Raw genomic sequence first — 19,291 nt, forward strand, 5'->3', positions numbered from 1 at the left:
GCTTAAAAAAACGGGCAATTAATTAAATTAATTGCCCGTTGTAAGATTATGCTGTTACTTGATTATATGCCCATGTTAACCAAGGAAGCAGCGCGACTATATCGGCTTTTTCTACCGTAGCGCCACACCAAATTCGCAATCCGGAAGGTGCGTCTTTATAGGCACCAATATCAAACGCGACTTGTTCATCAGCTAAGAGTTTTATCATCGCTTTAATTTGTTCGTCGCTTGCTTTTAGTTGAAAGCAAACACTTGTATTTGAACATATCTCAGGGCTTTGGGCTAAAAAGTCTATCCAGTCGTGCTCTTGTACAAATTCGACTAATGCTTGTAAGTTACCTTGGCTCTTTTCAATGGCTGCTGGTAGACCGCCGATACTTTCAATCCAAGCTAATGCATCGAGGTAGTCTTCAACACATAATAAAGAAGGAGTATTGATAGTTGCACCTTTAAAGATGCCGTCAATTAATTTACCTTTATTGGTTAATCGAAAGACTTTTGGCAATGGCCAAGGCGGCGTATACGACTCTAATCTTGCCACTGCTCGCGGGCTTAAAATAAGCATGCCGTGAGCGCCTTCGCCGCCTAATACTTTTTGCCAGCTAAATGTAGCAACATCAATTTTATTCCAATCGATTTCCATGGCAAAAACGGCACTTGTTGCGTCACAAATCGTTAAACCGGTGCGTTGATCGCTGATCCACTCGGCATTTTCAACTTTTACGCCAGAGGTTGTGCCGTTCCAAGTAAAAATTACATCATGATCTGGATTAGCTTTTGAAAAATCAGGTAGTTGGCCATATTCCGCAGTGACGATTTGTGCATTATCGAGTTTTAATTGCTTGGCTACATCTGAGGCCCAACCTGCGCCAAATGATTCCCATGCAAACACATCTACCGGACGTTGACCTAAAATCGACCACATTGCCATTTCCATTGCGCCAGTATCAGAACCAGGCACTATGCCTACTTTGTAACCTTCTGGTAAGTTTAAAAGACGTGAAGTTTCATCGATGGCTTTCTTTAAACGGTCTTTACCAATACTGCTTCGGTGAGAGCGACCTAATGAATCTGTATTTAAACTGTTAAGCGTATAACCGGGTCTTTTAGTACAAGGGCCTGAAGAGAAGTTTGGGTTTTGCGGTTTGATATTTGGTTTCATTAATGTTCCTTGCGGTATCACATGATTTTATGACCCGTAAAAATAATTTTTTATAATAATAGCTAGATTGTAAATAATCCGTTCCAAATAGTGCCTGATAATTGCACTATGCTCAAGCGCGAAATTCAACTAAATTTTTGATGTAGTCATTTGTTATTTGCGACTAAACGCTTTGGATGTTTTCTGTTGGGTATGCCTGCGTTATATAGGAAGGCAATAGCGGAGAAATTGAGTGAACAGCGGTTTGCATTTGAACGATAAAAAGTAGATAAGCAGTGCCTAAATATTAAATAAACCGTTGAGCTATTTAGGCACTGAATGACTTGCTAGGGTAGGAAACTATCGCAGGATATTTATTCGTAAGGCCTATCTAACCAAGCTAATTGAAGCTTTAGATCTTCAATTTCTTTGTTTGCATCACTGAGCTGCTCTGCAATCGTTTTATTACTATGTTGATATTGTCGATTCTGTGTTTTTTCGTCTAATTGACGTTGTTTGTTTTCGTGAGCCATACATCTCTCCTAATCCACGTTACAAAACTAGAGCGTGTTGACCTTTGACGTATAGATTTTGTTCGAATTAAACGTGATTTAATCAAGGCATAGCGATTGAAGTATAGTTATTCTATACAAATGAGCTATAACACAGAGTAAATCACGTTTAATCGAATCTTAATGACAGCGTTTATTGCGCATTTCTACTACGTTATCGCCTATTTATGTGGAACAACCACACTGCATAGGCGCTGCCTTGTATAAATACGCAATATACTGCTGCAAAAATATACGTCAAAGATCAACATGCTCTAGTTACACCTTAAGCATATGCATAAAGTCGAAATTCGACAAATTTTGAGCCATTATTTATCTGTATAATAGCTAACTACTTAGGTGCATTGGCCCAAGGATCTGCAGGAGCAGCAGGTTTTTTATTGCTGCTTTGTGGTTTGCTTTTTCTTGCTTTTTCCGAGCTTGAACGGGGTTTATCAGCCGTCTGATGAAAATTGTTCGGGCGAATTACCGGTGGTGGTGCTTCCCCTCTAATAAGAACCATAGGCTCTTTGGGTTTTTGATGAGCAGGAATAATGCGTTGACGTGGTGGAATGTCAAATTCTTCTTCACTTGCTTCTGGCAAGTTTTTAAATTTGTACAGATAAAAACGTTCTAATGTTTCTCGTGCCCACTCGGTTTTGCGCAAAAACTTTAAGCTTGAGGTCATGCTAGGGTTGTTCTTAAAGCATTTAATACGCGTATATTCGGCTAAAATATCAAAGCCATAAAAGGAAACAAGTTGCTCTAATAAAGCATCAAGTTTTAAGCCGTGAAGCGGATTATTTAATTGTTCATTTTCTTGAGTCATATCTAACTTACTTTTAGCGACGGGCAAGCTTTATTATAACCTTATTCTGACATTAAAAGCAGAATATCTATGTCAGCAAAAACAATAAATTTGTTAAATGGTGGTTCATTGAGCATCGTGGGGATAAGCCGCTATTATTTAGTTGTTATTGCTAAATTTTTGGCATTGCCTTAACAGTTTTACAAATGCTTTTATATCGCGGTCAACGTTATCTTTTGGTAAAAACAAATGAAATCCATAAGCCTGACATAGCTGTTCACTCCTGTGCAGCCATGCAGCAACAGGCCCTTTGTAGGTTTTTTCTAAGCCTTGGTATGGTGAAAAATCGATAATACCTTGTTCTAACGATAGCTCATTATTTTTAATGGCTAAATGAATAAGCTCTTGTTGTTCATGCAATAACTTATTGGCCAAACGAGGTGATATATTATCTGCGATAGCGCTAAGCGAGGTTAATTTAATGCCCACATAAGGTAGTTCGCAAAACTGCCCTTGCACAAATGCTTGCACCGAATCGATTCTAACAATGTTTGGCCAGCTTATTTGCCACTGGCCATGTGAATGAAAGTACTTTATTGACGCGGGCGTTAACTGAAAACTAATCTTTGGTGATAAAACTTTCATTAGGCCGAGTAAAAAAATAATAAAAGATGCAAACATGATGAACATAAGTTGCAGCTTAAAATCTGACCAAAAATAGCGATTTAGTAACAAACATATGGCTAATAACAGCGCCCCTAAAACCAGCAAAAAATATTGATGATTTTTGGCGATAGGCGTAATTTCAATAAGTTTTTGGCTATTTAGATTCAAAGTTTACTCGTGCAATCTATGGTGCTTGTTTAGGTTCAGTCACTGGATGATAAAATATCACCTGTAAAGATTGGGTTAAAGTTGCAATTAAGGAAATATTGTCAATACTCATAACTAGGAAGTTATAGTTCTCGCTATAGTTAACAGTATCAATGGAGCTTAGCATGTCAGGGAAAGACTACAGTTGGTTAAACGTTTTATTAGTTGATGATAGCGTTTCAATCTTAAATTACGTTTCAGAAGTTTTAAACAAAGTTTACGATATTACCAGTATCTTTACTGCGTCCTCTGCGGTAGAAGCGACACAAATCATTAGAAAAACCAACAATATCAATTTAGTCTTTTTAGATCTTAATATGCCCAATGTTGACGGTATTCAGCTGCTCGAGCAAATTAGTCAACTGAAATACAAAGGCTACTTGGTTATTATGAGTGGTGTGTCTATTCGTATTATCTCATCGGTAGAATTACTGGCTAAAAAGTATCAGCTCAATTATATCGGCACACTATTAAAACCAATGCATGAATCTGACTTTCATCCCATATTTCAGAAAATAGGCCTTAATAAAACACACTATAGTGCGGCTGAGTCGTTAAAAAATTATGAAATTATTCGTGCGATAAAAAATGACGATATTGAAGTTTTATATCAACCGCAAGTGGAACTTATCACACGAACTTTTGTTGGCGTAGAAGCCTTATGTCGGATGAAGCACCCACGATTAGGCACAGTATCGCCGGATCAATTTATTGATAAAGCAGAAGAAAGTGACTTAATTGTGCATATCACCATGGCGGTGTTTAAAAAGTCGATGCACAATTGGCGTAAATGGCATCAGATGGGGTTACACATAAAACTGTCGGTAAATGCTTCGCCTATTGCCTTAGAGCAACCCGAATTTGCCGATGTGATTCTGCATTTGTTGCAAGAATTTTCTATGCCGGCGGATATGTTATGCATTGAGGTAACTGAAAGTGTATTGGCCGATAACCCTATTCAAGAATTGGTTAACTTAAATCGCTTACACATGAAGGGTGTTGAAATTGCATTGGATGACTTTGGCAAAGAAAACTCTACCGTTGAACGCTTACAAAAATTACCGCTAAATTATTTAAAACTGGATAAAAGCTATTTTATTGATCACAAAGAAACGATAGGGCAGCTATCGCTTATTAATACGAGTTTATCCTTGGCGAGCAAACTCAATATTAAAACAGTGGCAGAAGGGGTTGAAAACTCTGAAGTGATGAAGCTGGTTACTGAAATTGGCTGCGATTTTGCCCAAGGTTATTACATAGCACGGCCTATATCAGCTAAAGAAATTATTCCTTGGGCAAAGCAATGGAATAGTCAAACTTAACTACTCCATGTTGAATTTTCCTATTTGGCTGTGGCTAAAACCGTATTGGGTGAGCCAATAAATATAGTGTACGGCAATGGTTCATCTAGTTCACTTTCATCAATAGCAAGAGATTTAAAGCTTAAACTATTAAAACAGTCAATTAGCGCGTCGGCTGAAATGCTGTTTTCTGATAGTCCCAAGGCTTGATAATACGCTTGATTTTCCGGCGTTTCGCAATGCTCTGGTTCAACAAATAAGTGCATTGGCATGCTAAGTAAATTAATTGATTGCACCTTAGGGTATTTATTGGCAATTTCTGTGAGCAACAGCTTAGCAATACCTTGCTTTCGGTATTGAGGCATAACACTTATCGCTTCAAGCAAAATATGGCTTTTGGCTTTGGTATCGGCTTTTACTTCAAGTAATTCACACAGATCGGCTGTTAAATTTTGCTTATGAAAGCAAAGTGTTAATGGAATTGTCCAATCACAATAATCGCCATCGCTTAACAACGCTAAACTTGCCGTTGCATCTCGGTGTTTATTGAGCGTAATTATTTCAATTTCAGCTTTGGCAATAATCTCATTCTGTTCGTTTAATACATTGATTTCTTGTGATAACTGCCAGTCAAATGCGCTTTTAATTTGCGGCTTTAAAAAGTCTATTGATAAATTCATATAATTTCAGTGTAATTTGCGCAAGTGTTTACGTTGCCACTGCCTAAATTGGTAAAGTGGTAGTTATTGTGAAAATACTACCGTTAAAAGTGGCGTGATTATATTACAAGCATGACTTCATCGCATCTTTTGTCGGCGTTTGTTGTATAAGTTTTCCTGAAATTCATAGAGATTAGCCTATTACACTTAAATCCTTGCATAAAATTCTGATCATGGTATTTTTCATCAAAAATATCATTGATGGAAAAACTGATGCCAAAAGCGAGTGATGTAAAAAAGAATACAGCAATTGAATATAACAATAGTGTTTATATTATTAGAGATATTGAACGCTCAGTACCACAAGGTAGAGCAGGCGGTAGTTTGTACCGTATGCGCATGTACGATGTGGTAACGGGTTTAAAAGTTGATGAAACGTTTAAAGACAGCGACATGTTAACCTTAGGTGACTTAATGCGCCGTCCTGTGATGTTCTCTTATATTGACGGTGAAGAGTATGTCTTTATGGATAATGAAGATTACACACCTTATAACTTGAATAAAGAAAGCATTGCTGACGAAATTTCGTTTATTGATGAAAATACTCAAGGTATTCAAGTTATTCAGGTTGACGGTGTACCTGTTGGTATTGAACTGCCATCAAGTGTTGAGCTTGTTATTATAGAAACAGACCCGTCAATAAAAGGTGGTTCGGCAACGGCTCGTACTAAACCTGCAATTTTATCAACTGGCTTAACGGTGCAAGTACCTGAGCATATTTCAACTGGCGATAAAATTAAAATTAATACTGCTGAGCGCAAATTTATGGGACGTGCAGACTCAAAATAGTTTGCGTTTTTTCATTGTTTGACTAAAAAATCCTTGCTTGATTAAGCAAGGATTTTTTGTTTTAAGGGCTTAATAAAAACTTTGCAGCAAACATTTGTTAACTGCTACAAGTTACTCATTTGGCTTTAAAAAAATATCTTCAATATAAAGGAATAAATTTTATTCGTTGCTATATTTAAACAATAAGCAAAAGAAAATTTTATTGTATGCACATACAAGAAGGACATTGTTATGCAAGGAAAAGACAGTAGCTCCTATCAATGCTGCCCACTACCCATCATAGTGATCAATCAAAACGGTATGATCGTCAGTGTCAATGACAATATCGAAAAGCTCTTGTCTGCTGCTAGTGATAATTTAATATGCAAACCTATCTCCCAAGTATTTACCTTTAAAGATAGCCATATCGACCATTCCTTGTTTCATTTCTCAAATGGCAGCGAAGTGTATGCCCGTTGGCGTGAAAATAGCGCAAGTGCTAAAACTGTTCGCTTTATTGTCGGGGAAGTTGATGCCAATGAATGTCTGTGGTTATTTGTCTCGGAAGCTAAAAATTGGCGGGACGAATATAAAAACAAAAATGTCGAAATATCGAGGCTAAACCGAGCGATAGAAGGCGCTAATATTGGTGTTTGGGAATACAATATTGAAAACAAGGAAGTGATTTTTTCAGAAAAATTTAAGCAACTCATTAATCTTCCTATTAGTTACCAGTTAACCTGGGAAGATTTCATCGATATTATTTATCAAGGTGACAGAGAAATTTTTCAGCGCCTATTTCATGAACATGTTCATAACTCAATGCCACTTAATTTTGAATTTAGAATGGCGGTAGGCGATGAATTAAAATGGCTGCAAATTAAAGGCGAAATATTTGCTAAAAATCAAAAACCGATTAGTTCTATGGGATCATTGGTTGATTGCACTCAAGCCAAAGAAACCCTGTGCGCATTAAATGATGCCATTGAAAGTAAAAATATTGCCATGGAAGTGGGTAATATTGGCTTGTGGCGTGCTGAAATAGACAAAAATGGCTATTGGCAATGGAAATGGGATGACTTAGCTAACAACATGTTTGGCTTGCCAGTAGCAGATAAAGGCAATGTAGAAAGATGGATGGAAACGATACATGCCGACGACATTGAAGAAGTCAGTCACACATTACGAACGTCACTGGTAACAGGCGAAGTATTCACGCAGCAATATCGCGCAATAATGCCAAATGGTGAAACGCGCTATTTTATTAGTAAGGGTAAAGTTGGCCAGAACTTAAAAGGTGAAAACTGTCGAATTGACGGTATTGTTATTGATCAATCTGCCATACATGCGGCTGAAAACGAGTTGAAAAAACTGAATAGTCAACTCGAAGCGCACGTAGAACAACGTACAAAAGAACTGCAACAATCGAAAGAGCACGCAGAAAAAGCTAACCAAATTAAATCTGACTTTCTTTCCATGATGAGTCATGAATTAAGAACGCCAATGAATGCCGTTATTGGCTCACTTGATTTGCTCACCACCACAGAACAAACTGAAGACTCAATGGATTTGATCACGTCAGCTAAAACCTCGGCACAAAATCTTGTCTTTATCCTTAATGACATACTTGATGTTAACAAAATCGAAGCAGGAAAATTAGAGCTTGAAGATACAGCCTTCTCAATTGCTGAAATTCTAGATAACGTTGTTAAGGTGTTTATTCCTGTTGCCAGTAAACGAGATATTACCATTGATGTTTATGAAGACCCGAGCATTCCGATGTTTGTCAATGGTGATGCAATGCGGGTGCGGCAAATATTATTTAACTTAATTGGCAACGCCATTAAATTCACCAATAGTGATAAAGATAAAAAGGGCAATGTAAAAGTTGAAGTGGGTATTGTTGAGAGCAATCAATATGTCAGCACCGTTGTTTTTAAAATTATCGATAATGGCATTGGCATCGATAGAGAAACGCAGCAAAAGCTCTTTATGCCTTTCATTCAAGCTGAACGTTCAACAACGCGTAAATATGGTGGAACCGGCTTAGGTTTAGCTATTTGCGGCAAGCTGACTGAAATGATGGGTGGGCGAATTGGCATTAACAGTGTCAAAGGCGAGGGATCATGCTTTGAAGTGGAATTACCATTTTGGATCTCACAAGAAAGTAAAGCGCTCGATGTAGAGTCACTTTCATCGGTGAAAGTGGTATTGGCTTACTTCGACCAAAATATCGAAACTGTTCAAAACGCCTTCCAGCAGTTTCTTACTGACGCAGGCGCACTTGTTACTCCCTATTTTTATCAGCAAGGGGTAGATATCGATGAGAGCTTTGATGTCATGATGCTATTGGCACCGAAATACGATAAAGCTCAAGCCAGTATTGAAAATTTACTGTCAAAAATTGAAGATAAAAGTCGCGTATACCTTATTGTCGAACAAGCATTTATCGATGATGTCAAAGCATCAAATCCTAGTGTCAGGGTGATAAGTTCACAGCCAATTACTCGTGTGCAGCTAATTGAAACGATTAAGAATTTTTGGCAAAACAGCTTTGAAATGGAATTTGAAGAGCTTGACTTAGGGGACCTACTTGAAGACCTTGAAGAAGTTGAACCTAAAAAGCAATTAAAAGACGGTGTATTGGTCGTTGAAGATAACCCTATGAACCAGAAAATCATTGTTAAGCAGCTCAATAAGCTCGGTTATGAATGTGACTTGGCCGACGACGGTGAACAAGGTCGAGACTATTGGAAAAAAGGCAATTACAGAATTATTTTGACCGACTGTCATATGCCAAATCTAGACGGTTATGAAATGACAAAAATAATTCGAGACATCGAACAAGAAGAAAATCGAAAAAAAGTCCCTATTATCGCGGTAACAGGAGCAGCTATGACGGGTGACTCTGACCGTTGCTTTAATGCAGGTATGAATGATTTTGTTAGTAAGCCGGTGTTACTTTCGGATCTACGTGAAGTATTAAAAAAGTGGTATGTCTATGAATGAACCAGAGAAAAAAGTATTAAACCGAGAAGTGATGAAAAACCTTATTGGTGATGACGACATGGCGCTGATCCGTAAATTTGAAATTGAATTTTTACAACAAGCGAAAGTCTCAATGGCAAAAATTGTCCAACTGTTTGGTAGTAACAAACTGGTTGAGATAAAAGAAGAGGCACATTTTTTGAAAACATCTGCTAAAGCGATAGGAGCTGAGCAGGTTGCGGAACATTTAGAGAATCTAGAACAGGCGGGGCTGGACCAAGATAAGGAAAAATGCAAAGCGCTTATCATGTTAAGCAATCAAGGGTTAAAAGCAGTATATGGAGCAGTAAAAAATGAAAGCTAAGCCGAATATTATGGCCAGCCGTCACCCGCAAGTGGTGATGGTTTTTGATCATGAAGAAGACGTACATGGTGCGGTCGAAATCCTCAATAGCCACTTTGAACACTATCGCACCATTGCGATGAATAAAGAAACGACACGCTTTTTAACAACAACTCGTCCTGCCGTTATTTTATTTGCTTTAAAAAGTGTTGCCAGTGGTATTGAATATTACTCAGATCTGGTTGAAAGCGCCAAATTATCACACCCACACTTTAGTGTTTTGTTGTGTAGCAATAAAGAGTCGGCATTAGCATTTCGCTGCTGTGTTAAAGGGTTATTTGATAATTACTTTGTGTATCAACCGCTTTATGAAAAATACCGTTTAGTCATGATAGTGCACAATGGATTAGCGAAAGCGGCATCAGACACTAAATTCATGGAATTTAATGAAGAGAATTTTGAAGAAATAGATGAGCAGCTTGCTCAACTTATCGATGACAGCAGCGAAGTTAAAAAAGCGCTATTAGGAAAAGTAGAAAAAAGTAGAGAAGATATTTTAAAAGCAACAGAAAGTTATCAGCAACAACCTGAGATACAACAGCTTTCTACCGAACAAATCATGGATCAAGTTACTGAAAATCATGTTAAGCCGTTGCTGTCTTTACTTGAAAACGACATAAAATCAGGCCTTGATAGCATGATCAGTCAACTATTAGCAGCACAAACTTGCAACAAAGAAAAAGAAATTAAAAGCAAAGGACTAATTAGCCATCAACCGTCAATTAAGAAGCGCAAAAAGCCAGAAGCTGAAACAGAAAGTGCTATTGAAGAATCAAGCCCGCACAAAACAGCGCAACCAACACCTGCTAGCACATTAGTCGATGATGAATTGGTTAATGATTTGAGTGACGAGCTTCCTGAAATAGCCGATCCGGCTTTAATTATAAAAAACAAAATACTCGTCGTTGAAGACAATGCCTTATATAGAGATATGTTAGTTAATGTATTGTCTAAAGAAAACTTCGAAATCGATGAAGCAGAAGACGGTTTATGTGCGTTGAAAAAAATAAAGCAGCATGAATATGATTTAATTATTATGGACTTATTTATGCCCAAACTTGATGGTTTGAATGTCACTAAAAAAATTCGACAAGTCTCTGGCGGTAAAGATATTCCAGTTATTGCGCTTACCGGTAATAAAAATAAAGAACTTATTCGTAAGTGGGCAGCGTATGGCTTAAAAGGCTATATTATTAAACCTTCAAGTAAGGAAGAAATTTTATCGTCTGTTAGTAGAGTTTTCAAAACTGCAGCGACTCAATAAAAGTAACTTTTTCTCGTAGATGCTTGTACCTTATCTCATTAGGGACTGTTTAACTTTGTTGTTGCAGCTGTTTATATAAAGCCAATTACGCTGCTGGGCAGATATCTTTAATTGTGTTTTGCATATTGTTGCGAATATTAGACATGGCACAACCGTGCAACAGTCCAAGCGCTTTACGTAAAGCACATGTAATTCAACAAAATTCAAACACGACACAACAAGCGGCGCGATATTAAATCGATTAACTTTACTCGCTGTTGTTAATCGGTTGTTATTGGCAATTTAATGACTGCTAGCAGACCTTTTAGCCCTTGCCATCACTCATATTTATTTTAACTATTTTAGCTAAAAAATTTGCTTTTTTGCCTCCAAAAAAAGTATTATGTAACCAGTTATGAAATATTACATTTTTACTTACGGTTTTTTGGAGGGGTTATGGCTCACAACGATACTCAAAATATTAGTGAAATTACTAATAATGAAAAAAATGATCAGCAAGCGACTCAGCAACAATTAGCAGATGCAAACAAAACGATTGCAGAGCTTAAGCTTCAAATCGCTTGGCTAGAGCGCTCTTACGAATAGTTTGATAAGTAATAATGAAAAGCTGATAAACGAAAGTTTATCAGCTTTTTTGTTTCTAGCGTTTTAATATATTTTTCTCTAATGAGTTTTTATTCAGATGAAAATGTATTTTTATTGAATGTTGTGTGGTTTTATTACAGGTTTGTTTTCATTTTTTCGGGCGGAAAATAAATACTGCTCGTCATTACCTTACAGGTTAGAATAAAGCTCCTTTTGAATTAATGGAATTATTATTCATGTCGATTTTATCTTCTTATATTAAAGCCACAATTATCACAATTAGTACGGTGTTTTTATTCGCATGTTCTGACGTGGCGCAATCAAATAGCGAAAACTCTGCCAAGGCTAATGATGCAACCTTAGATTCAGAACATGTCGCTAAATTAACTGTCTATAAAAGCCCAACCTGTGGTTGTTGTCAGAAATGGATCGACCATTTATCAGAAAGTGGTTTGCAATCAAAAGTGATTGACGATAACAACATGTCACTTATTAAAGAAAAGCAAAAAATTGAGCCGCGTTTTCAGTCGTGCCATACCGCAATTTCCAAAGAAGGTTATGTTTTTGAAGGGCACGTGCCAGCAAAATACATTCAGCAGTTTTTAGCACAAGAGCATCACGACAATGTACTTGGTCTTTCTGTTCCTGCAATGCCGGTAGGCTCACCAGGAATGGAAGTGGAAGATAAGTTCATGCCATATAAAATTTTAGTGTTAATGGCCGATGGTTCAGCGCAGGTTTATGCCCAAGTTGATAGCTACCAGCAGCAATTTTAATAAACACGAAAGATCAACAGACCCTAGTCATTTCCACATTTAAATCCCTTTTGTCACTTAGTAATAAGTGACAGCTTAATTTTATTATGACGTGTTCATGCCTATGATAAATTGTCACTAACAATACAGTGGCAATTTATCTATACACTTGTTTTCTATATTCAATAATAACAACGGATGAGGTTTACAAAGCGAATGTGGTAAAGTTCATTATCCTTTACGTTAACGTTAGGTGACGCTTTGCGTGCTCACTTAACTGTCATCATTGCTGAGAGCTGTCATGAGAAGTGAATTGCAAGCAGAGCTGAATATTTTTAAAGAAACGGTTGAACGTTTCATTGAGCAAGAAATTGCTCCTTTCTACCATATTTGGGAGCAGGAAAAACTTGTACCTAAAACAGTATGGACAAAAATGGGACAAGAAGGGTTGTTATGTTGCGACCTGCCTGAAGAGTATGGCGGTTTTGGCGTAAGTTACGACTTTAACATGGTGGTTGCGGAAACATTAGCGCGTGCCGGTTATTTTGCGCTGTCATGCAGTGTTATTGTCCATGCTGATATTGCCGCACATTATGTATTAAACGCAGGTACTGAAAAGCAAAAACAAAAATACCTCCCTAAAATGGCAAGCGGTGAGTGTATTGGCGCAATATGCATGACAGAGCCTAGCGCTGGTAGCGATTTGCAAGGGCTTAAAACCACCGCCAAACCAAGTGGTGATGGCTGGTTAATTAATGGTTCTAAAACCTTCATTACTAACGGGCAAAATTCAAGTTTATACATAGTTGCCGCAAGAACTGATTTAAGTGTGCCTACGGCAAAAGGTTTATCATTATTTTTGGTTGACGGCGATGCAGAAGGTTTTAGCCGCGGACAAAATTTAGATAAAATAGGACAACATGCCGCTGATACGTCTGAGCTGTTCTTAGATAACGTGTTTGTCAGCGAAGATGACTTACTTGGTGAAGTTGACCGAGGTTTTGTTGGTCTAATGACGGAACTACCCAGAGAGCGACTTTCATTAGCGTGTAGTGCAACAGCACATGCTGAAGGCGCTTTGGCGCTAGCACTTGATTATGTTAAAGAGCGCAAAGCGTTTGGCCAACCTCTGGCTAACTTGCAAGACATTCGATTTAAACTGGCCGAAATGGCAACTAAAGTGACCTTACATCGGGTAATGATCGAGTCTTACAAATTATTGCTAGCAGAGAAAGAGTTAACCACAGCGCAAGCAAGCATGGCGAAATATTCAAGTACGGAAATGGAATGTGAGGTGGTTGATACTGCACTGCAAATGTTTGGTGGTTATGGCTATATGCAAGAATATGCGATTTCAAGGTACTACCTAGATGCACGTGTTCAGCGAATTTATGGCGGTGCTTCTGAAATAATGAAAGAAATAATTGCTCGCGATTTAATTGGTAAATTGTAACCTAACAGGTACTTTTCTGTTTTTTCATTCGTAGTGAGGTGATATTTCGCGTAGACTGCGCGCAATATCATCTGCCCCAATAATGTTTAAGGCTAATCATGAAAAAAACATTTGATCTGAACCACGAAAAAATTAAAGTTGCTCGCCGTGTAGACGCTATAAAGCACGAAATAAAAAAGTACCTAAAACGTGAGCGTAACAAAGCGCTAGTTGAAGGTGCCGACTTTTGGGACTTCGATTGTAAATTTGGCTTAACTGAAGCAGCAGCTGAAACGGTACATGTAAGTGTTATAAATAAATCTATCGATCAAGCCGTTACCGATGGAAACACATCATTTTACGTCGAAGTCATCGCAAAACCGGGCTTTAGACGCTTTATTGAAGAAACTGACGAAACTGAAGAAACTGAAGAATAACCCCATCTTCAACAATAACGTTTTATTTTTAAGTCATTAACGTTGTTTCTTCCATATAGATAACTCGCTTTTATTGTAAATAAAGTGACGTGCATTTACGCGTTTAAGCCAATTGATTTCTTCTGATGCAATTGGCTTAAAGTGTTTTAGCAATAATGTTTGTAAACCATCTTTACGGGTAAAATTCTCCCCATTTATTTTGTAGCCACCTAATGCATTAGTTACTAGGGTTTGGTCTGCTTGGTAATTCGTAATAAGCACGAGTACACCGCCGGGATTAAGCTTTTGCTGTAAGACATTAATCAGTGCGTGTGGTTCGGCTATGCTATCGATTAAATGCGCTGAAAATATCAAATCATAACCGCTAAATTGGGGCTTTAAATTCAAGGCATCACCTTGATAAAAGTGCACTTGCTGAACATAGTCAGCGTAGGGCATTTTTGTTAATGACAATTCATGGTAGTCAAGCAACTCCCCTTCGGTGGGCAGTGCGTAACGTAAAATTTTCTGCTCTTTAAATGCTAATGCGTGTTGAATATGGCGAGCGGTTAAGTCTATGCCATCAACATGCTCAAATAGTTGAGCTAACTCAAATGTTGCACCACCGACAGAACAGCCAAGATCAAGTGCACGATCAGTGTTAAAGTGCGCTTTTGCATTGTCAATGGCAACAATCGCTTGTTTAAATAACGAAGGGATCCCTTCAAAACCTTGCTGGTAATGCAAGGCGAGCTTATTGGCTATTTTGGCATCTTGTTCAAATGGCGTAACAATATCTGTTGGGATATTTTTTGATTCTGAACGAATGTAGCGAAAACCTGCATGTTGATAGAAGTGGCGTCTAAATGCATAGCGAGCATGTTTTAACGCTTCATTGCCCGTTGAGATCCAAGAGCCTCCCTTAATAAGATTGTGTCTTGAATCAAAAGTAGGCGTTGAAAAGTCATCATATAAAGGGTGTACTTTAAAACCAGGAAAAGCGTTAATAGGCGATTCAGTCCACTGCCAAACATTGCCAACAACATCGTAAAGGTCTTGGTGTTTAAAAGTATCAATAGGGCAAGATGATGCATATTTAGCCAAATTGATATTACCTGGTACTACTTGCCATGTTGGCAAATCATCGCTTACTTTCTCACGCAGCAGTTGCCATTCAGCTTCGGTGGGTAAACGAATAAATTCTTGTGATTGTTGACCTTTCCAATTGCAAAAAGCTTTGGCTTCTAAGTAGTTTACTTCAACGGGCCAGTTTAAGGGCAGGGGAATAAGTTTAGTCAGGTTGCGTTGAAAATACTCGCCATGTTGATGTTGCCAAAAGCGTGGCATAGACGCTTTGCTATAAGATAGCCATTGTTGGCCTTCGTCACACCAATAACTAAGGTTTTGATATCCGTTATCATTAACAAACTCAAGGTATTCTTGATTAGAAACTAAATAAGTTGATGCTTCAAAAGGTGAAACTTCAACAATATTTTCACCGTATTCATTGTCCCAACCGTATGTATTGTCACTGTCTGGTTTGCCTAATTTAACTTTTCGCCCGGCTTGGCCAATAAAAGAATTTTTAGGTGCTTTATCGTAATTTAGGCAGCTTGGCCACTGCGGACTTTCTGTTAAATACGCTAACGGTAGCATACGAATGATCACCGATGAGGTTTCAATATGAATGCGTTCGTGCTCAATTGCCATTAAAATGACCCAAGCAAGCGAATTTTGCTTAATTGGCAGGGTAAGATCCATGGTGTCGATTATATTTTCGATTAAGACATGCACTTTATCGCGATAGTGTTTTACGTGGTCAACACTTGGCCAATCATAGTTTGCACTGTCTAAATCATCCCAAGACATTTCATCAACGCCTACCGCACAAATTGCCTCTAAATGAGGATCTATTCGTTGATCAATATACTTACCCAATAATAATTTGTTCACATAAAAAGTGGCGGTATGGCCAAAATAAAATATTAACGGGTGCCTTAATGGTTCAGCTTTCAAATAAAACGCATCATCGTGGTTTATTAGGGAAAATAGTGACTGATATTGCGCCCAGCTATTATTAAAGTAATGCTTAATTTCTTGGCGTTTAGTCGCTATATCGTTACCTGTCAGCGTTGGCATTTTAACGGTTGTGATCATATTCATAACTCACGTTGTTGAAGTTTTAGCGTATTGTGGGTTAACGAGCTGAGGTTTTTCATATTTTGCAAGTATTGCTTGCTGTAAAAGGTTGCCCAAGTTATTGGGTAGAGTGATAAGTTGCGCATGCGGCGCTGAACCTAAGCTGGTAAGTGTTTGATTGATACGACGGGCAAACCATGTGTCTTGCTGGAATAATTCAACCGCACCAATGAACTGCTCTTGTTGATAAAGTGAGCGAGGCAGCTCAATTTCTCTATGTTGTTCAGGTGTTGTTTTTTCGCTTTGGGACGTTGTTGAAGGTTGTAAAAAAATATCGAGAGCGTCGGCTAAATTTGCCAGAGCAAAACAAATATTGACGTAAGGACAGTAATGCATGCTTGATGCTCCCAACCTATGCTCGACACGCGCGGTGGCTTGCCAATCGTTGTTATACGATAAAATATTATGATTGCTGTCGTAAACTAGCGGTACTTGTCCCATTGGTTGGTTGTGTTTACCTAATTCTTTATATAAGGCGATACTACCTTGGTGTCCGCCTGAAATATTATTTGGTGAGCAAAGCTCAGCATCTAACTGAAATGTATTCTTTAAACGTAGTCGTTCAAACGCTTCTTCTTCCGGCAAAAACAATAAACAACAGGAGTAACTGGTCGCTATCAATCGCTGTTGTAATATTTCGCCAAAATTAGTGTGTGGAATGATATTTTCACCGTGCTGATTTTGCGCACTAATATTGATTTGCACCGCATTTGGAATATGTACTGCTTGTTGGTCAGCTGAGAATATAGATTGGCTACCTGTAAATAAACGTGACTGGTCGCCAGACCAAATGACAGGCTTTATTAAAATGCTATTAATGCCTTGTTGCTGAAAAAGTGTAGGTAAAACTTTTATTGCTTTTGCTAGGTTATTTGCCTCAGTTAAAGGCGATTGTCCGTTAAAGAGTGAAACGTATTCCCATTGATTTTGCCAATATTCTGGTTTGAGCTCACCGTCAATATTTAGGTTCGCCAGTTGTTGGTTGATTTGCGTGAAGTTCAGGCTATTGTGCTGAGATTTGCCCCCAATTTTAATTGGTTGATATGCCCCTTCTAGTTCAAAATGAACAACAGGCTTAATGTGCATTTGAGCAAAATATTGCTCAAATGCTTTAATCGCTTGTTGTGCTAGTAGGGCAACGTTGCTCATTAAGTTCAGCAAATCCTTGGTATTTTCATTACTTAGTTTTTATAGCTTAACGTAACATGAGAAATTTCTAAAGAAGCAATGAACCTTGTTAAATCAATGAAGTAAATAAAAAGCCGTGTATATTTGTTGGTAAATGACTTGGCTTTTAATTATTGGTTGATTAAAAATTGTTCGCATTTGTTTTGGTTTTAATCTAGTATGGATAAAGAAAGGAGGTGAAAGTTACCTGCTTTAAAAAGGACTTTAAAACCACAGTTGTTAGGAGTATGTATATGCAAGCTGTTTCAAATGCCATATCACAAGAAAGAAGACACTATACACCAGACCAGTCAGCACTCTGGGATAAACTTTCAATAACACAAAAATTTTCTGCAACGAGCTTAAATCAATTCGGCTACGAACTTGCCTATGTGCGTACAACCAATAATGGTAAATTAGCCATTATGCTGTGCAACAATAATGTCGCCACGGTTGATGATGATGGTGAAATAGATACCGCCGCCAATATTGTTATTCGAAGCTAAAAAATACGTTATTATTATTAAATGCCGACAACATTGCTGTTGTCGGCATTTTTCTTTCTACATCAAAAACACATCAAATAACACATCAAAAACACCTTAAAATTTCTTGGATAAGTTTACCTTAAACAGTCGCAATGAACTCTCGAGTGCGTATCGCTTTGCGGTATTAATTGTGTTCGAATTAAAGGTGGCTTTTTGATTAGGAGGGAGGGTTACAAAGGCATAGCGATTAAAGTATAGTATTCTTTATTAATGAGTTATAACAAAGAGTAAACCACGTTAAAGCGGCTCTTAGTAACAGCGTTTATTGTGAATTTCTGCTAGGTAATCGCCAATTTATGTGGCACGACCATACTGCAAATATGCAGCCTTGTATAAATACATAAAATACTGCTGCAAAAGACATATACAAAAAATAAGCACGCTCTAATCAACTCAGAATAACTGAGTAATTTTATTTTCATAAGGGAAGAAGATATTGGCTGGTACAAGTTTATTGACCTTGATTGATGACATTGCCGCAGTGCTTGATGATGTTGCAATATTATCGAAGGTGGCCGCTAAAAAAACGGCAGGCGTTTTAGGGGATGATTTAGCATTAAATGCAGAGCAGGTCTCAGGCGTAAAAGCCAACCGAGAGCTTCCTGTGGTATGGGCAGTAGCAAAAGGCTCTTTTTTAAATAAAATTATTCTCGTGCCGTCAGCATTACTGATCAGCGCTTTTGCGCCAAGCTTAATAATGTGGTTGCTTATGCTAGGGGGCTTGTTTTTGTGCTTTGAAGGGGCAGAAAAAATTCTGGATAAATTTTTCCATCAACAGCATAGCCAAAGTGAACATCAACAACACATTCAAGCACTTGCCGATGAGAATGTTGATCTTGTTGCTTTAGAAAAAGATAAAATTCGTGGCGCAATTCGAACCGACTTTATTTTATCTGCAGAAATTATCGTCATAATTTTAGGGACTGTTCAGCAATCACCTTTTGCCACACAAGTGATGGTTTTAAGTAGTTTGGCGATATTATTTACTATTGGTGTTTACGGCTTGGTTGCCGGTATCGTTAAATTAGATGACCTAGGTTTGTACCTATTACGAAAATCAGTGTCAGGTTCATTTAATGCCATTCAGCGCTTTTTGGGTCGAGCACTGCTAATTATTGCCCCCAATATGATGAAGCTGCTAACAATTGTCGGTACCATTGCCATGTTTTTAGTTGGTGGCGGTATTTTAGTGCACAATTTACATTGGTTGCACGAAATCGTATTAACTTTGCAAAATGCCTTAGAGACTTTAATGGCGAGTTACGCACACTCTATTGGTGCAATTATTATTGAAGGTTTGGTAGGCTTAATTGCAGGTTTAATCGTTGTCGGCATTATCAGTATTTTTAGTCGCTTTAAATCTGCACACTAGT

General features: G+C 38.0%; 18 protein-coding genes. 11 read left to right on the top strand and 7 right to left on the bottom strand.

Annotation, left to right across the window (positions count from 1 at the left end):
• Nucleotides 1-46 precede the first annotated feature (46 nt).
• The 4 genes from ACRRSQ_RS00385 to ACRRSQ_RS00400 form a co-directional block, all read right to left on the bottom strand.
• Complete coding sequence (locus tag ACRRSQ_RS00385) at nt 47-1,162, bottom strand: phosphoserine transaminase (RefSeq protein ID WP_440873710.1); 1,116 nt, start codon at nt 1,160-1,162, stop codon at nt 47-49.
• A 353-nt stretch (nt 1,163-1,515) separates the two neighbouring features.
• Nucleotides 1,516-1,674: a hypothetical protein gene (locus tag ACRRSQ_RS00390; RefSeq protein WP_440873711.1), complete on the bottom strand. Its 159-nt coding sequence runs from the start codon at nt 1,672-1,674 to the stop codon at nt 1,516-1,518.
• A gap of 370 nt (nt 1,675-2,044) precedes the next feature.
• Nucleotides 2,045-2,521, bottom strand: a complete 477-nt coding sequence (locus ACRRSQ_RS00395) for a VF530 family DNA-binding protein (protein WP_440873712.1) — start codon at nt 2,519-2,521, stop codon at nt 2,045-2,047.
• Nucleotides 2,522-2,659: 138 nt separating this feature from the next.
• A complete protein-coding gene (locus ACRRSQ_RS00400; RefSeq protein ID WP_440873713.1) occupies nt 2,660-3,334 on the bottom strand; it encodes a DUF2982 domain-containing protein in 675 nt (224 codons plus the stop codon).
• 164 nt (nt 3,335-3,498) lie between these two features.
• Between ACRRSQ_RS00400 and ACRRSQ_RS00405 the strand changes: the two genes are divergently transcribed.
• The gene (locus tag ACRRSQ_RS00405; protein WP_440873714.1) at nt 3,499-4,695 is read left to right on the top strand and encodes an EAL domain-containing response regulator; all 1,197 of its coding nucleotides are present in this window, start codon (nt 3,499-3,501) and stop codon (nt 4,693-4,695) included.
• 20 nt (nt 4,696-4,715) lie between these two features.
• Here the strand turns inward: ACRRSQ_RS00405 and ACRRSQ_RS00410 are convergent, their stop codons facing one another.
• A complete protein-coding gene (locus tag ACRRSQ_RS00410; protein ID WP_440873715.1) occupies nt 4,716-5,354 on the bottom strand; it encodes a GNAT family N-acetyltransferase in 639 nt (212 codons plus the stop codon).
• Between the two features lie 252 nt (nt 5,355-5,606).
• On the opposite strand from ACRRSQ_RS00410, the gene efpL reads away from it, so the two are divergent.
• The 8 genes from efpL to ACRRSQ_RS00450 all read left to right on the top strand — a co-directional run bounded on the left by efpL (nt 5,607) and on the right by ACRRSQ_RS00450 (nt 14,025).
• On the top strand, nt 5,607-6,182 hold the full coding sequence (efpL, locus tag ACRRSQ_RS00415) for an elongation factor P-like protein EfpL (protein ID WP_440873716.1): 576 nt from the start codon (nt 5,607-5,609) through the stop codon (nt 6,180-6,182).
• A gap of 231 nt (nt 6,183-6,413) precedes the next feature.
• Nucleotides 6,414-9,170, top strand: coding sequence for an ATP-binding protein (locus ACRRSQ_RS00420; protein WP_440873717.1), 2,757 nt, complete (start codon nt 6,414-6,416; stop codon nt 9,168-9,170).
• Entirely contained in the window at nt 9,163-9,513 is a 351-nt protein-coding gene (locus ACRRSQ_RS00425) for an Hpt domain-containing protein (protein ID WP_440873718.1), read from the top strand. The genes ACRRSQ_RS00420 and ACRRSQ_RS00425 overlap by 8 nt, the downstream gene beginning before the upstream one ends.
• Entirely contained in the window at nt 9,503-10,816 is a 1,314-nt protein-coding gene (locus ACRRSQ_RS00430) for a response regulator (RefSeq protein ID WP_440873719.1), read from the top strand. Before ACRRSQ_RS00425 ends, ACRRSQ_RS00430 begins: the two co-directional genes overlap by 11 nt.
• A 435-nt stretch (nt 10,817-11,251) precedes the next feature.
• Nucleotides 11,252-11,401 carry a hypothetical protein gene (locus tag ACRRSQ_RS00435; protein ID WP_440873720.1) on the top strand — a complete coding sequence of 50 codons (150 nt, stop codon included), beginning with the start codon at nt 11,252-11,254 and terminating at the stop codon, nt 11,399-11,401.
• Nucleotides 11,402-11,637: 236 nt separating this feature from the next.
• The gene (locus tag ACRRSQ_RS00440) at nt 11,638-12,177 is read left to right on the top strand and encodes a DUF411 domain-containing protein (protein ID WP_440873721.1); all 540 of its coding nucleotides are present in this window, start codon (nt 11,638-11,640) and stop codon (nt 12,175-12,177) included.
• Between the two features lie 280 nt (nt 12,178-12,457).
• A complete protein-coding gene (locus ACRRSQ_RS00445) occupies nt 12,458-13,609 on the top strand; it encodes an acyl-CoA dehydrogenase family protein (RefSeq protein WP_440873722.1) in 1,152 nt (383 codons plus the stop codon).
• Between the two features lie 98 nt (nt 13,610-13,707).
• Nucleotides 13,708-14,025: a DUF6172 family protein gene (locus tag ACRRSQ_RS00450; protein WP_440873723.1), complete on the top strand. Its 318-nt coding sequence runs from the start codon at nt 13,708-13,710 to the stop codon at nt 14,023-14,025.
• A 36-nt stretch (nt 14,026-14,061) separates the two neighbouring features.
• On the opposite strand, the gene ovoA is transcribed toward ACRRSQ_RS00450, so the two are convergent.
• Complete coding sequence (ovoA, locus tag ACRRSQ_RS00455; protein ID WP_440873724.1) at nt 14,062-16,167, bottom strand: 5-histidylcysteine sulfoxide synthase; 2,106 nt, start codon at nt 16,165-16,167, stop codon at nt 14,062-14,064.
• A gap of 3 nt (nt 16,168-16,170) precedes the next feature.
• Nucleotides 16,171-17,352: a hypothetical protein gene (locus tag ACRRSQ_RS00460; RefSeq protein ID WP_440873725.1), complete on the bottom strand. Its 1,182-nt coding sequence runs from the start codon at nt 17,350-17,352 to the stop codon at nt 16,171-16,173.
• Between the two features lie 272 nt (nt 17,353-17,624).
• Here ACRRSQ_RS00460 and ACRRSQ_RS00465 point away from each other — a divergent pair, with 272 nt between their 5' ends.
• Nucleotides 17,625-17,876, top strand: coding sequence for a hypothetical protein (locus tag ACRRSQ_RS00465; RefSeq protein ID WP_440873726.1), 252 nt, complete (start codon nt 17,625-17,627; stop codon nt 17,874-17,876).
• A gap of 478 nt (nt 17,877-18,354) precedes the next feature.
• The gene (locus tag ACRRSQ_RS00470) at nt 18,355-19,290 is read left to right on the top strand and encodes a DUF808 domain-containing protein (protein ID WP_440873727.1); all 936 of its coding nucleotides are present in this window, start codon (nt 18,355-18,357) and stop codon (nt 19,288-19,290) included.
• The last annotated feature ends 1 nt before the right edge of the window (nt 19,291 follow it).

Source organism: Thalassotalea sp. PLHSN55 (genome assembly GCF_052030545.1).
In the GTDB taxonomy this organism is placed as follows: Bacteria; Pseudomonadota; Gammaproteobacteria; order Enterobacterales; family Alteromonadaceae; genus CANMXU01.

Coding starts and splice junctions, on each gene's coding strand:
- ACRRSQ_RS00460 (WP_440873725.1), bottom strand. CDS start 17,352: ATGAGCAACGTTGCCCTACTAGCACAACAAGCGATTAAAGCATTTGAG.
- ACRRSQ_RS00385 (WP_440873710.1), bottom strand. CDS start 1,162: ATGAAACCAAATATCAAACCGCAAAACCCAAACTTCTCTTCAGGCCCT.
- ovoA (WP_440873724.1), bottom strand. CDS start 16,167: ATGAATATGATCACAACCGTTAAAATGCCAACGCTGACAGGTAACGAT.
- ACRRSQ_RS00450 (WP_440873723.1), top strand. CDS start 13,708: ATGAAAAAAACATTTGATCTGAACCACGAAAAAATTAAAGTTGCTCGC.
- ACRRSQ_RS00445 (WP_440873722.1), top strand. CDS start 12,458: ATGAGAAGTGAATTGCAAGCAGAGCTGAATATTTTTAAAGAAACGGTT.
- ACRRSQ_RS00405 (WP_440873714.1), top strand. CDS start 3,499: ATGTCAGGGAAAGACTACAGTTGGTTAAACGTTTTATTAGTTGATGAT.
- ACRRSQ_RS00410 (WP_440873715.1), bottom strand. CDS start 5,354: ATGAATTTATCAATAGACTTTTTAAAGCCGCAAATTAAAAGCGCATTT.
- ACRRSQ_RS00440 (WP_440873721.1), top strand. CDS start 11,638: ATGTCGATTTTATCTTCTTATATTAAAGCCACAATTATCACAATTAGT.
- ACRRSQ_RS00425 (WP_440873718.1), top strand. CDS start 9,163: ATGAATGAACCAGAGAAAAAAGTATTAAACCGAGAAGTGATGAAAAAC.
- ACRRSQ_RS00435 (WP_440873720.1), top strand. CDS start 11,252: ATGGCTCACAACGATACTCAAAATATTAGTGAAATTACTAATAATGAA.
- efpL (WP_440873716.1), top strand. CDS start 5,607: ATGCCAAAAGCGAGTGATGTAAAAAAGAATACAGCAATTGAATATAAC.
- ACRRSQ_RS00390 (WP_440873711.1), bottom strand. CDS start 1,674: ATGGCTCACGAAAACAAACAACGTCAATTAGACGAAAAAACACAGAAT.
- ACRRSQ_RS00420 (WP_440873717.1), top strand. CDS start 6,414: ATGCAAGGAAAAGACAGTAGCTCCTATCAATGCTGCCCACTACCCATC.
- ACRRSQ_RS00395 (WP_440873712.1), bottom strand. CDS start 2,521: ATGACTCAAGAAAATGAACAATTAAATAATCCGCTTCACGGCTTAAAA.
- ACRRSQ_RS00465 (WP_440873726.1), top strand. CDS start 17,625: ATGCAAGCTGTTTCAAATGCCATATCACAAGAAAGAAGACACTATACA.
- ACRRSQ_RS00430 (WP_440873719.1), top strand. CDS start 9,503: ATGAAAGCTAAGCCGAATATTATGGCCAGCCGTCACCCGCAAGTGGTG.